Origin of the sequence: Kitasatospora sp. NPDC004614, assembly GCF_042873675.1 — a bacterium.
Lineage (GTDB): Bacteria > Actinomycetota > Actinomycetes > Streptomycetales > Streptomycetaceae > Kitasatospora.
In genome coordinates this window covers 101,104-114,221 of the sequence record NZ_JBIALR010000016.1, presented here as the reverse complement: position 1 = coordinate 114,221, position 13,118 = coordinate 101,104, and the positions used below count along the sequence as shown (strand labels likewise).

10 protein-coding genes are annotated in these 13,118 nt (G+C 70.7%); 6 read left to right on the top strand and 4 right to left on the bottom strand.

Going from position 1 to position 13,118, the window contains the following annotated elements:
* The first annotated feature begins 11 nt into the window (after positions 1 to 11).
* Together ACFYST_RS27775 and ACFYST_RS27770 are read left to right on the top strand one after the other, a co-directional pair.
* Positions 12 to 1,205 (top strand): family 2 encapsulin nanocompartment cargo protein terpene cyclase, encoded by a 1,194-nt coding sequence (locus ACFYST_RS27775; protein ID WP_387637137.1) that lies wholly within the window; start codon positions 12 to 14, stop codon positions 1,203 to 1,205.
* Between the two features lie 36 nt (positions 1,206 to 1,241).
* Positions 1,242 to 2,105, top strand: coding sequence for a geranyl diphosphate 2-C-methyltransferase (locus ACFYST_RS27770; RefSeq protein ID WP_387637134.1), 864 nt, complete (start codon positions 1,242 to 1,244; stop codon positions 2,103 to 2,105).
* 44 nt (positions 2,106 to 2,149) lie between these two features.
* Here ACFYST_RS27770 and glgX read toward each other — a convergent pair whose 3' ends face one another.
* Positions 2,150 to 4,348 (bottom strand): glycogen debranching protein GlgX, encoded by a 2,199-nt coding sequence (gene glgX, locus ACFYST_RS27765; RefSeq protein ID WP_387866214.1) that lies wholly within the window; start codon positions 4,346 to 4,348, stop codon positions 2,150 to 2,152.
* A 213-nt stretch (positions 4,349 to 4,561) separates the two neighbouring features.
* Between glgX and ACFYST_RS27760 the strand changes: the two genes are divergently transcribed.
* The 4 genes from ACFYST_RS27760 (at position 4,562) to ACFYST_RS27745 (ending at position 9,134) form a co-directional block, all read left to right on the top strand.
* Positions 4,562 to 5,755 (top strand): Ig-like domain-containing protein, encoded by a 1,194-nt coding sequence (locus ACFYST_RS27760; RefSeq protein WP_387866211.1) that lies wholly within the window; start codon positions 4,562 to 4,564, stop codon positions 5,753 to 5,755.
* A 112-nt stretch (positions 5,756 to 5,867) separates the two neighbouring features.
* A complete protein-coding gene (locus ACFYST_RS27755) occupies positions 5,868 to 7,115 on the top strand; it encodes an Ig-like domain-containing protein (protein WP_387866208.1) in 1,248 nt (415 codons plus the stop codon).
* A gap of 170 nt (positions 7,116 to 7,285) precedes the next feature.
* Positions 7,286 to 8,479, top strand: coding sequence for an Ig-like domain-containing protein (locus tag ACFYST_RS27750; protein WP_387637123.1), 1,194 nt, complete (start codon positions 7,286 to 7,288; stop codon positions 8,477 to 8,479).
* 103 nt (positions 8,480 to 8,582) lie between these two features.
* A complete protein-coding gene (locus ACFYST_RS27745; RefSeq protein WP_387866205.1) occupies positions 8,583 to 9,134 on the top strand; it encodes an ATP-binding protein in 552 nt (183 codons plus the stop codon).
* 745 nt (positions 9,135 to 9,879) lie between these two features.
* On the opposite strand, the gene ACFYST_RS27740 is transcribed toward ACFYST_RS27745, so the two are convergent.
* The 3 genes from ACFYST_RS27740 to gcvH all read right to left on the bottom strand — a co-directional run bounded on the left by ACFYST_RS27740 (position 9,880) and on the right by gcvH (position 13,056).
* The gene (locus ACFYST_RS27740) at positions 9,880 to 11,247 is read right to left on the bottom strand and encodes an L-serine ammonia-lyase (RefSeq protein ID WP_387866203.1); all 1,368 of its coding nucleotides are present in this window, start codon (positions 11,245 to 11,247) and stop codon (positions 9,880 to 9,882) included.
* Between the two features lie 149 nt (positions 11,248 to 11,396).
* Positions 11,397 to 12,665: a serine hydroxymethyltransferase gene (gene glyA, locus ACFYST_RS27735; RefSeq protein ID WP_387637114.1), complete on the bottom strand. Its 1,269-nt coding sequence runs from the start codon at positions 12,663 to 12,665 to the stop codon at positions 11,397 to 11,399.
* Positions 12,666 to 12,681: 16 nt separating this feature from the next.
* Entirely contained in the window at positions 12,682 to 13,056 is a 375-nt protein-coding gene (gcvH, locus tag ACFYST_RS27730) for a glycine cleavage system protein GcvH (RefSeq protein ID WP_387637113.1), read from the bottom strand.
* Between the last annotated feature and the right edge of the window lie 62 nt (positions 13,057 to 13,118).

Genomic DNA, 13,118 nt, shown 5'->3' with positions numbered 1-13,118 from the left:
AGACGACCGACATGCCCTCACTGCTCACCCGGACGCTCGCCCCGCACGGCACCCACGAGCTGGCGGCGCTGGTCTCCGCCATCCTCACCCACCCCGAGCGCCCCGCCCCCGGCCGGCTCACCTGGCACGCCCCCGGCCCCACCGGACTCGGCACCAGCGGCCTGCTGACCCACCGCCCGACCGTCCCGAACCAGGCCACCGGGGCGACCGACGACATCGTCCGGGACGCCCCCAGGGCCAGGCCGATCACCAACGGCAAGGCGCCCGCGCTGTACTGCCCGCCCGCGGTGCGCGACGACCCGGCGCTCGGCGACCTGGTCAACGAGCGGCTGATCGAATGGGCCGAGGGGATCGGCATCTACCCCGGCCGCACCGACATGCTGCGCAAGGCCAACTTCGGCCGGCTGATGATGCTCGGCCACCCCGAGACCGACGACCCCGACCGGCTGCTCGCCGCCGCCAAGTGCGGCCTGGCCGAATGGTCGGTGGACGACCACATCGTGGACGCCGAGGTCGAGGAACCCCGGCACGAGGTGATCGGCCAGCGCCTGGCGATCTGCCACTCCGTCATCGACCAGGCCCAACTGCCGCTGCGCTACGCCCCCCAGCTGGAGGAGAACGTCCAGCGCGACCCGGTCGCCATGGCACTCCGCTCCTCCCTCGGAGACCTGGCCGCGTACGCCAGCTGGAACCAGGTCCGGCGGCTGCGGCACGAGCTGGCGATCATGTTCGTCGCGTACGGCCAGGAAGGCATGTGGCACACCACCGGGCACCGCCCGCCGGTATGGGAGTACCTGATGCACCGCCACGAGAACTCCTTCATCCCGTGCATGGTGCTGGTCGACGCGATCGCCGGCTACGAGGTGCCACAGGCCGAGTTCGCCGACCCCGCCGTGCGCCGCACGTTCAACCTGGCCGGCACCGCCACCGTGCTGATGAACGACCTGTACTCGATGGGCAAGGAAGACCCCAGCGACTTCAGCCTGCCGATGCTGATCGCCACCGAGGAGGGCTGCTCGCTGGACGAGGCCGTCCGGCAGAGCGTGGCGATCCACGACGAACTGATGCACACCTTCGAGGCCGAGGCCTCCGCCCTCGCCCTGACCGGCTCGCCCGAGCTGCGCCGCTTCCTGGCCGGCACCTGGGCCTGGGTCGGCGGCAACCGCGAGTGGCATGCGGGCAGCGCCCGCTACCAGACCGACTGATCCCACCGTCCCCGCCAGTTGAGGAGCACGCCGTACATGACCACCACCGCCGTCCCGAGCGCCACCAACGTGCTGCGCACCGCGTTCCAGAAGTCGGTCGCCAACTACTGGAACCTGGAGAAGGACCCGGTCAACATCAAGCTCGGTGAGGTCGACGGCCTCTACCACCACCACTACGGCCTCGGCCCGGTCGACCCCTCGGTGTTCGAGGGCCCGGACGAGACCCGCGACGAGCGCATGATCAAGGAGATGCACCGGCTGGAGACCGCCCAGGCCGACGTGCTGCTCGACCACCTCGGCGACATCGCGCCCACCCACGCGCTGCTGGACGCCGGCTCCGGCCGCGGCGGCACCAGCATCATGGCCAACCAGCGGTTCGGCTGCGAGGTGGACGGCGTCTCCATCTCCGAGCAGCAGGTGGCGTTCGCCAACGGGCAGGCGCACGAGCGAGGCATCGCCGACCGGGTCCGGTTCCACTTCCGCAACATGCTGGACACCGGCTTCGAGACCGCCTCCCGCCGGGCGATCTGGACCAACGAGACCACCATGTACGTGGACCTGTTCGAGGCGTTCGGCGAGTTCTCCCGGCTGCTCGCCCCCGGCGGCCGCTACGTCTGCATCACCGGCTGCTCCAACGACGTGATGGGCCTGCGCTCGAAGGCCGTCAGCCGGATCGATGAGCACTACATCTGCAACATCCACCCGCGCAGCCAGTACTTCAAGGCGCTGGCCGCCAACAACCTGGTGCCGATCAGCGTGGTCGACCTGACCGCCGACACCATCCCGTACTGGGAGCTGCGCGCGCAGTCCTCGGTGGCCACCGGCATCGAGGACCCGTTCCTGACGGCGTACAAGGAAGGCAGCTTCCACTACCTGATGATCGTCGCCGACCGGGTCTGACGGCCGCCTCGGCGGGAGGCCCGGGCCGGTGCCCGGGCCTCCCGTCATGCCGTCAGCAGCACGGCCGAGCGGGCGGCCAGGGTGACTTCGGCGACCGGCCCGGGCGCCGGCGGGCCTGCCAGCGCGGTGTCGATCAGCGGGCGGTGCGGGCCGGGCAGGGTGAAGTGCCGGGGCTCGGGGCCGGCGTTCAGCAGCAGCAGGAAGTCGGCGTCCTGCACGGCGTGGCCGTGCTGGTCGCGTTCGGCCATCGCGGTGCCGGACAGCCGCATCGCCAGCGCGTGGCCCGGGGCGAACCAGTCCGCCTCGGTCATCTCCCGCCCGTCCGGGGTGAGCCAGCTCAAGTCCCGCGGGCCGTCGGGCCCGGCCGGGCGGCCGGAGAAGAACGCCCGCTGCCGCAGCACCGGGTGGGCCCGGCGCAGCCGGATCAGCCGGGCCGTCAGCTCGGCCAGCGAGCGCCACTGCGGGTCGTCCAGCAGCGACCAGTCCAGCCAGCCGGTCTCGTTGTCCTGGCAGTAGGCGTTGTTGTTGCCGCGCTGGGTGCGGCCGAGTTCGTCGCCCGCCGTCAGCATTGGCACGCCGCTGGACAGCAGCAGGGTGGTCAGCAGGTTGCGCAGCTGGCGCACGCGCAGTTCGCGGATCGCCGGGTCGTCGGTGTCGCCCTCCGCGCCGTGGTTCCAGGACCGGTTGTCGTCGGTGCCGTCCCGGTTGTCCTCGCCGTTGGCCAGGTTGTGCTTGCGGTCGTAGGAGACCAGGTCGCGCAGGGTGAAACCGTCGTGCGAGGTGATGAAGTTGACGGAGGCGTAGGGGCGCCGCCCGCCGCGCTGGTACAGGTCGGAGGAGCCGGCGATCCGGGTGGCCAGCTCGCGCACGTCCGGCCGGATGCCGCGCCAGAAGTCGCGCACGGTGTCCCGGTAGCGGTCGTTCCACTCGCCCCACAGCGGGGGGAAGCCGCCCAGCTGGTAGCCGCCCGGGCCGACGTCCCACGGCTCGGCGATCAGCTTGACCCGGCTGAGCACCGGGTCCTGCGACACCGCGGCCAGGAACGGGTGCTCCATCTCCACCGCGTCGCTGCCGCGGGCCAGCGCCGCCGCCAGGTCGAAGCGGAAGCCGTCCACGCCCATCTCCTGCACCCAGTAGCGCAGCGAGTCGGTGATCAGCCGGATCACCTGCGGGCGGCGGGTGTCCAGGGTGTTGCCGCAGCCGGTGTAGTCGGCGTAGCCGCGGCGGGAGCGGTCGAGCCGGTAGTAGCCGGCGTTGTCGATGCCGCGGAAGGACAGCGCCGGGCCCATCACGCCCGACTCGGCGGTGTGGTTGTACACCACGTCGAGGATCACCTCGATGCCCGCCGCGTGCAGCGCCCGCACCATCCGCTTGAACTCGCCGACCTGCTGGCCCCGGCTGCCGGAGGACGAGTAGCCCGCGTGCGGGGCGAAGAAGCCGAGCGTGTTGTAGCCCCAGTAGTTGACCAGGCCGCGCTCCTGGAGGTGGTCCTCGCTGACGTGGTGGTGGACCGGCAGCAGCTCCACCGCCGTCACGCCCAGCCCCGTCAGGTGGGCGATCGCCGCCGGGTGCGCCAGGCCCGCGTAGGTGCCGCGCAGCTCGGGCGGGATGTCGGGGTGGCGCTTGGTGAAGCCGCGCACGTGCAGTTCGTACAGCACCGTCTCGGCCCACGGCGTCTTCGGGCGGTGGTCGTCGTACCAGTCGTCGGCGTCGTGCACCACCACCGCCCGGGGCACGTACGGCGCCGAGTCCCGGTCGTCCCGGACGGTGTCCGCGACGTCCCGCTCCGGCCAGTGGCGGACGGCCGAGCTCACCGCGTCGTGCGTCACGCAGCCGCCGTCGATGGCGCGGGCGTACGGGTCGAGCAGCAGCTTCGCCGGGTTGTGCCGGGCGCCCGTCCACGGGTCCCACCGGCCGTGCACCCGGAAGCCGTAGCGGGTGCCGGGCAGCACTCCCGGCAGGTAGCCGTGCCAGGTCTGGTAGGTCTGCTCGGTCAGCCAGTGCCGGCTCTCCCGGCCGCGGTCGTCGAACAGGCACAGCTCGACCGCCTCCGCGCCCGGTGACCAGAGCGCGAAGTTGGTGCCCCGGCCGCCCTCGCCGTCGGTGCGGAACCGGGCGCCGAGCGGCTGCCAGCTGCCCGGCCAGGGCGGCGCCGGGGCCGGCCGGGGCGCCGAGCCGTTCGGCCCGGCGGCCGGTCGTGCCTCCCGGGACGTGCTCCTGCCCAGCTCCTGCCACGCCGTCATGGCGACCCTCCCAGCCATCCGGGGGCCTGTCCCCGTTCTTCCGGTTGTTCCCTGTGCGACGGCGCTCGTCACCCCGGGTCGGAATGCGTGACGCACCGTGATCAATCCTGTGCCCAGCGCGGCCGGGTGGGGAAACCATCCGGTCGTGTCCGGGGAGTGCGATCGGTCGTTGTCCCCGGCATCGGGTGGTTCGCACGACAGCGGGAGGACGGCATGCGCGCCGCGGTACGGCTCTGGGCTCGGCGGGCGGCCGCTGCCGGACTGGTCCTGCTGACCGGCTGCTCGGGCGTGTTCTCGTCGGGCGACGCCGGGCCGCCGGTCTCCCGCGCCCAGCTCACGATCGGCCCCGCCGACGGCGCGCAGGGCGTCGCGGTGGACGGCGCGGTCAGGGTGAACGTCACCCAGGGCCGCCTGCTGGACGTCGAACTGACCGACGACAAGGGCGCCCGGGCGCCCGGCACGTTCACCGGTGACGCCACCGGCTGGACGCCCGACAACCGGCTGGCCGCCGGCACCGCCTACACCCTGGACGTGACCGCCGAGGACGCCGGCGGCCTGCGCGCCGTCCAGCACGCCCGGTTCGCCACGGTGCCACCCGACCGCACCTTCGTCGCCTTCTTCACCCCCGAGGACGGCTCCACCGTCGGCGTCGGCATGCCCGTCTCGCTGCGCTTCTCCCGCCCCGTCCCGGCCGAGAACCGGGCCGCCGTCGAACGGGCCGTCTCCGTCACCGCCGACCCGCCGGAGGAGATCGCCGGCCACTGGTTCGGCGACCAGCGGCTCGACTTCCGCCCGCACGCGTTCTGGCCGACCGGCACCAAGGTCACCCTGGGGCTGCGGCTCAAGGACGTGGAGGGCGCGCCCGGCTTCCTCGGCACCCAGAACAAGGACATCCACTTCACCGTCGGCCGCTCACTGATCGCCACCGTGGACCTGGACCGGCACACCATGACGGTCCGCCAGGACGGCCGCCTGCTGCGCACCCTGGAGGTCAGCGGCGGCAGCCCCGAGCACTCCACCTACCTCGGCACCATGGTGGTCTCCGAGCGCTACGAGGTGACCAGGATGAACTCGCAGACCGTCGGTCTCGGCGACGAGTACGACATCAAGGACGTCCCGCACGCGCTGCGGCTCACCACCTCCGGCACCTTCGTGCACGGCAACTACTGGACCGGCCGCGAGGTGTTCGGGGCCGCCAATACCAGCCACGGCTGCATCGGCCTGGCCGACACCAACGACGGCAGCCCCAACACCCCGGCCGGCTGGCTCTACCAGCACATCCAGGTCGGCGACGTGATGGAGGTGCGCGGCTCGCACGGCGACCGGGTCTCGCCCGACAACGGCCTGAACGGCTGGAACCTCTCCTGGTCGCAGTGGACGGTCGGGCGGTCGGCGCCGGTTCACTGAACGGGCACTCGGCTACCTCGGAAGATTCACTCAGCTTTGACGGTTATTGTTGCCCGCGCGCCCGACACGGTCGGGAGTGCGGTGGCTGTGCATACCGGAGGGGAGCAGCGCGGTGAAGGCGGTTCAGAAGGCCGAGGGCGGAATAGTCGGGGGCGGACGGCGGGCGCGGCAGGCCGCGACAGCCGTGCTGGTGGGCGGTGTCCTGCTGCTCGGTACGGCCTGCAGCAGCGGCGGCGGCGGCTCGAGCGACGCCAAGGGCGGCGGCGGCGGTTCCTCGTCCGCTTCGGACGCGACGCCGAAGGTGTCGACCGCTCAGCTGACGGTCACTCCGGCCGACGGGGCGAACGACGTGGCGCCCAAGGACGGTCTGCAGGTGACGGTGGCCAGCGGCAAGCTGACCACGGTCGCGGTGACCGACAAGAACGGCAAGGCGGTGGCCGGCGAGATCGCCGCCGACGGCCTGAGCTGGAAGCCCACCGAGCAGCTGACGGTCGGCACCACGTACACGGTGAACGCGCAGGCGACGGACTCGGCCGGCCTGGTGGCCGCCTCCACCACCTCGTTCACCACGCTGACGCCGGCCAAGAAGGTCGCCACCAACGACAACATCGCCGACAACGGCCAGTACGGCGTCGGCATGATCGTCTCGGTGAACTTCAGCAAGGCCGTCAAGAACAAGGACGCGGTGCTGGCCGGCATCACCGTGGTGGGCTCGGACGGCACGGTGGCCAAGGGCCACTGGTTCGGCACCTCCCGGCTGGACTTCCGGCCGGAGAAGTACTGGCAGCCCGGCACCAAGGTGACGGTGAAGTACCGGCTGAAGAACGTCGAGATCGCGCCCGACGTGTACGGCGACGTCGACAAGGACGAGCCGTTCACCATCGGCCGCTACCAGGTCTCGACGGTGGACGCCGCGACCCACCAGATGACGGTCTCGCGCGGCGGCAGCGACAACCAGACCATTCCGATCACGGCGGGCGACGACCAGAACCCGTCCTGGAACGGCACCATGGTGATCGCCACCAAGGAGAAGGTCACCCGGATGAACTCCGCCACGGTGTCCAACATCAAGGGCAAGGAGTACGACGTCCCGGACGTGCCGCACGCGATGCGGCTGACCACCTCCGGCACCTACGTGCACGGCAACTACTGGGGCGACGCGTTCGGCAAGTCGAACGCCAGCCACGGCTGTGTCGGCATCGCCGACGTCAAGGGCGGCAGCGACGGTTCGAACGCCGGCAAGTTCTTCAACACGTCGATGGTCGGCGACGTGGTCAAGATCGTGAACTCCAAGAACGGCAAGACCGTCTCCGGGGACAACGGTCTGAGCGGCTGGACCATCCCGTGGAGCCAGTGGTAGCCGATCGGTTCAACCGGCAGTGGGACGGCCCGGCGATCGTGCGATCGCCGGGCCGTCGACCGTTCGTGACCGTACCGGGACACTTGGCGCGCAACGTTTCCCGCCGCCGACCCGTCATATCAACCGAAAGACCTGTCAGCCGACAGGCAGGGTGTTGGGGAGAGCGGAACGTGAAGGCTATACGCGGGGGTTACGCGGTGGGGGCACTCGCAGGAGCCCTGGTGCTGATGGCCACGGCCGGCTGCAGCACGAACCCGGCCAAGGCCGACAGCCCGGCGGCGGCCGCGAGTTCGGCCAAGCCGAGCGTGTCGGCCGCGACCATCGCGATCGAGCCCGCCAGCGGCGCCACCGACGTCAAGACCAACGGCACCGTCAAGGTGTCGGCCACCGGCGGCAAGCTGACCTCCGTCAAGGTCACCGGCCCCGACGGCGTCGAGGTGCCCGGCGCGCTCACCTCCGACGGCGCCGGGTGGGCGCCGTCCGGCAACCTCAAGATATCCACCGCCTACACGGTGGACGCGCTCGCCGAGGACTCCCAGGGCGTGGTCGCCAACGCGCGTTCCACCTTCACCACCCTCACCCCGGAGAAGGACGCCGGCGTCAACGACAACGTCGCCGACAACGAGCAGTACGGCGTCGGCATGATCGTCTCGGTCCGGTTCAACCGGGCGGTGAAGAACAAGGACGCCGTGCTGGCCGGCATCACCTTCGAGGCCTCCGACGGCACCGTGGTCAAGGGCCACTGGTTCAACGACAAGCGGCTGGACTTCCGCCCCGAGAAGTACTGGAACCCCAACACCAAGGTCACCATCCACTACAAGCTCAAGGACGTGGAGACCGCCCCCGGCGTGTACGGCGGCGTCGACAAGGACGAGCCGTTCACCATCGGCCGCTCCCAGATCTCCACCGTCGACGTCAAGACCCACCGCATGGCGGTCGTCCGCGACGGCCAGCAGACCGACTCCATCGCGTTCACCGCGGGCAAGCCCGGCTACGACACCTGGAACGGCACCATGGTGGTCGAGGCCATGGAGGGCACCACCCGGATGACCTCCGCCGGCGTCACCAAGGCGGGTTCCGGGGACGAATACGATCTGGTGGTCCCGCACGCCATCCGGTTGACCGACACCGGCACCTACGTGCACGGAAACTCCTGGAGCGACGGGGTCATCGGCTACTCCAACGGCAGCCACGGCTGCATCGGCCTCACCGACACCAAGGCCGGCAGCGCGAGCAGCCCGGCGGGCAAGTTCTACGCCTCCACGCTGGTCGGAGACGTGATCACGGTCGTCAACTCCAAGGGCGCGGTGGTCGACCCGGTCAACGGACTCGGCGGCTGGAACGTCGACTGGGCGAAGTGGTGATCGTCGGGCGCCTGTTCGGTTGCTGACGGCATATGCCAAATGCGCGGTGATCGTTTGCTCATTGTCCGTACGCGGCTGCCCACGTTCCGCAATGATGGGCGCCATGGCGGGATGGGGCGAAGCGGAACAGGCATCACTTCCATTGGTCGACACCCGCGGTGACGGCCCGCCAGGGGCCGGCACCGCGGTCGTGCTCGCCGAACTGGAACGGATGACCGCGGACGAGATGGAGCACGCCTTCCTGGGCGTGCTCCGCGACACCGAGACCGCGGAAGAGGTGCGACTGCCCTCCCGGCCGGAGTCGGCAGGGGTCGCGCGGCGGCTGGTGCTCTCGGTCCTGGACTCCTGGAAACTCCACCACCTGCTGGAAGTCGGGGAGTTGCTCACCGGCGAGCTGGTCGCCAACGCCGTGCGACATGCCGGCGGGCGGATGATCGGACTCAAACTCGTCCGGCGACCAGGGTGGCTACGGATCGAAGTCCGGGACTCCTCGCGGGCGATGCCCTGCCTGATAGTCGCCCCCGAGATCGGCTACCAGAACGGCCACGGCCTCCAAGTGGTCAACGACCTCGCCGACCGCTGGGGAGCGGACCTGCTGCCACGCGGCAAGGGCGTCTGGTTCGAGATGAGGACCCGGGACCGAATGGCCCCCTAATTTTTTCACCCTCTGCAAAAACGATGCGGGGCCCCTGTCCGCGGTTGTTCGCGGTCCGGGGCCCCTGCGCGTCATCCGGCAGCCAAGGGGGTGCGTGCCGCCGGATGGAAGTGGCCGGGCCGTAACGCCCGACACCCATAACTATCGCACGCCGTGGTGCCAAAAACAAGTCGAAACCAAGGTCTGCATCCCGTTAAACCTTAGGATCTCAGGCCACTCGTAAATCATCTCATAATCCGGACACGCACTAACAGTCCCGAAGGTCCCGCGAACAGGGACCTTCTAGCTATACCCAAACCCCGCCGCGGGCGGAGCCCCGAGCGGCCCCTGCGGGGAGCGTCCAGGGGGGACCTGAGTCGGCAGGCTCTGTGCGGCCGGCCTGGCGGCAGCCGGGAAGCCCCCTGCGGGGAGCTTTCGGGCAGACGCACGAGCCCCTGCGGGGAGCGTCCAGGGGGGGCCTGAGTCGGCAGGCTCTGTGCGGCCGGCCTGGCGGCAGCCGGGAAGCCCCCTGCGGGGAGCTTTCGGGTAGACGCACGAGCCCCTGCGGGGACGTCACGCAGGGGCTCAGTGCTTGCGGGGGCTTGCCGAGGGGACTCCGGGTCCATCGGGAGTCCCCTCGGGGAGGTTCTGGCGGCTGTCCCGGGTTCGCAGGGCTTGCCCGGGGCCGGCTCGGGGGTGGCCGGGAATTCCTGGCTGGCGCCCGTGGGGGATCAGTGGGGTGGCCGGCCCCTGGTGGGGGCAGGTGTCAGCATTCGATGACGTTGACGGCGAGGCCGCCGCGGGAGGTCTCCTTGTACTTGATCTTCATGTCGGCGCCGGTCTCCTTCATGGTCTTGATGGCCTTGTCGAGGGAGACGTGGTGGCGGCCGTCGCCGCGGAGGGCCATGCGGGCGGCGGTGACGGCCTTGACGGAGGCCATGCCGTTGCGTTCGATGCAGGGGATCTGGACGAGGCCGCCGACGGGGTCGCAGGTGAGGCCGAGGTTGTGTTCGATGCCGATCTCGGCGGCGTTCTCGACCTGTTCGGGGGTGCCGCCGAGGACCTCGGCGAGGCCGCCGGCGGCCATCGAGCAGGCGGAGCCGACCTCGCCCTGGCAGCCGACCTCGGCGCCGGAGATGGAGGCGTTCTCCTTGAAGAGCATGCCGATCGCGCCGGCGGCGAGGAGGAAGCGGACGATGCCGTCCTCGTCCGCGCCCGGGATGAAGTTCAGGTAGTAGTGCAGGACGGCGGGGATGATGCCGGCGGCGCCATTGGTGGGGGCGGTGACGACGCGGCGGCCGGAGGCGTTCTCCTCGTTGACGGCCATCGCGTAGAGGGTGACCCATTCCATCGCGTTGCCGGGGCCGATGCCTTCCGCGCGCATGGCGCGGGCCGCGGACGCGGCGCGGCGGCGGACCTTGAGGCCGCCCGGGAGGATGCCCTCGCGGGACATGCCGGCGGCGACGCACTCCTTCATGACCTCCCAGATCTCGAGCAGCCCGGCCCGGATCTCGGCCTCGGTGCGCCAGGCCTTCTCGTTCTCCAGCATCAGGCCGGAGATGGACAGGCCGGTCTCCCGGGTGAGGCGGAGCAGTTCCTCGCCGGTGCGGAAGGGGTGGCGCAGCACGGTGTCGTCGGGCTTGACCCGGGCCTCGCCGATCGCGTCCTCGTCGACCACGAATCCGCCGCCGACGGAGTAGTAGGTCTTCTCGAGGAGGACCTCGCCGTTGGCGTCGTAGGCCCAGAGGGCCATGCCGTTGGCGTGGTAGGGCAGGGCCTTGCGGCGGTGCAGGATCAGCTCGGTGTCGGGGTCGAAGGCGATCTCGTGGCGGCCCAGCAGGTTGAGCCGCTTGGCGGCCCGGATCCGTTCGACGTCCACGTCGGCCTGGTCGACGTCGACGGTGCGGGGGGAGTTGTTCTCGAGGCCGAGCAGGACGGCCTTGGGGGTGCCGTGGCCGTGTCCGGTGGCGCCGAGCGAGCCGTACAGCTCGGCGCGGAGCGAGGCGACCTGGTCGAGGAGTCCTTCGGTGGCGAGCCGACGGGCGAACATCCGGGCGGCCCGCATCGGGCCGACGGTGTGCGAGGAGGACGGTCCGATGCCGATGGAGAAGAGGTCGAAGACGCTGATGGCCACGGGGTGACGTCCTTGTCTGGTCTCGTGGAGTGGTACGTCCGGTGGGACGGGGGCTGCGCATGGAACGGGGCACCGCGCGCACGTTCCAGTGTGCGTGGTGCCCCGGGGGTTCCGGGCGACCGCCAGGTGTCGGCGGTCACAAGGAGGGGTTACAGCTCGGGGTACAGCGGGTGCTTGGCGGCGAGCGCGGCGACCCGGGCCTTCAGCGACTCGGCCTTGGCGGCGTCGAAGCCCGGCTTGAGGGTCTCGCCGATGATGTCGGCGACCTCGCGGAAGTCCTCGGTGTCGAAGCCGCGGGTGGCGAGCGCCGGGGTGCCGATGCGCAGACCCGAGGTGACCATCGGCGGGCGAGGGTCGTTCGGGACGGCGTTGCGGTTGACGGTGATGCCGACCTCGTGCAGGCGGTCCTCGGCGTCCTGGCCGTTGAGCTCGCTGTTGCGCAGGTCGACGAGCACCAGGTGCACGTCGGTGCCGCCGGACAGGACGGAGACGCCGGAGGCGGTCACGTCGTCCTGGAGCAGGCGCTCGGCGAGGATCTTCGCGCCTTCCAGGGTGCGGCGCTGGCGGTCCTTGAACTCGTCGGTGGCCGCGACCTTGAAGGCCACCGCCTTGCCGGCGATCACGTGCTCCAGCGGGCCGCCCTGCTGGCCGGGGAAGACCGCCGAGTTGATCTTCTTGGCGAACTCGGCCTTGGACAGGATGACACCGCCGCGCGGGCCGCCCAGGGTCTTGTGGGTGGTGGTGGTGACCACGTCCGCGTACGGCACCGGGGAGGGGTGCAGTCCGGCGGCGACCAGGCCGGCGAAGTGCGCCATGTCGACCATCAGCAGGGCGCCGACCTCGTCCGCGATGCGGCGGAACTCGGCGAAGTCCAGCTGGCGGGGGTAGGCGGACCAGCCGGCGATGATCAGCTTGGGCTGGTGCTCCTTGGCGAGGCGCTCGACCTCGGCCATGTCGACCCGGCCGGTCTTCTCGTCGACGTGGTACGCGGCCACGTTGTAGAGCTTGCCGGAGAAGTTGATCTTCATGCCGTGGGTCAGGTGACCGCCGTGGGCCAGGTTCAGGCCCAGGATGGTGTCACCCGGCTGGATCAGCGCGAACATCGCCGCGGCGTTCGCCTGCGCGCCGGAGTGCGGCTGCACGTTGGCGTGCTCGGCGCCGAACAGCTCCTTGACCCGGTCGATGGCGAGCTGCTCGACCACGTCGACGTGCTCGCAGCCGCCGTAGTAGCGGCGGCCGGGGTAGCCCTCGGCGTACTTGTTGGTGAGCACCGAGCCCTGGGCCTCCATGACCGCCACCGGGGCGAAGTTCTCGGAGGCGATCATTTCCAGGGTGGTCTGCTGGCGGTGCAGCTCGGCGTCGACCGCGGCGGCGATCTCCGGGTCGAGCGCGTGGAGGGACTGGTTGAGAACCGTCATGAGGGGGATCTCCCGGTCAGGCGCCGATGAGGGCGTCGTAGCCGTCGGCGTCGAGCAGCTCGTCGGTGGCCTCGACCCGGACCTTGAACAGCCAACCGCCCTCGAAGGGCTCCGAGTTGACCAGGGCCGGGTCGTCGATGACCTCCTGGTTGACCTCGGTGACCTCGCCGGTGGCGGGGGAGAAGAGGTCGCTGACCGACTTGGTGGACTCGAGCTCGCCACAGGTCTCACCGGCGGTGACGGTGTCACCGACATTGGGGAGCTGGACGTAGACGATGTCGCCGAGGGCGTCGGCCGCGTGCGCGGTGATGCCGATCGTCGACACCCCGTCCACGGCGGCGGTCAGCCACTCGTGCTCCTTGGTGTACTGCAGGTGCGTGGGGTTGCTCATGACGTCATTCTCCAGGATCGCAAGAGGGGCGGGCGCGGCCGTCCGCTGGGCGGACGAACCGG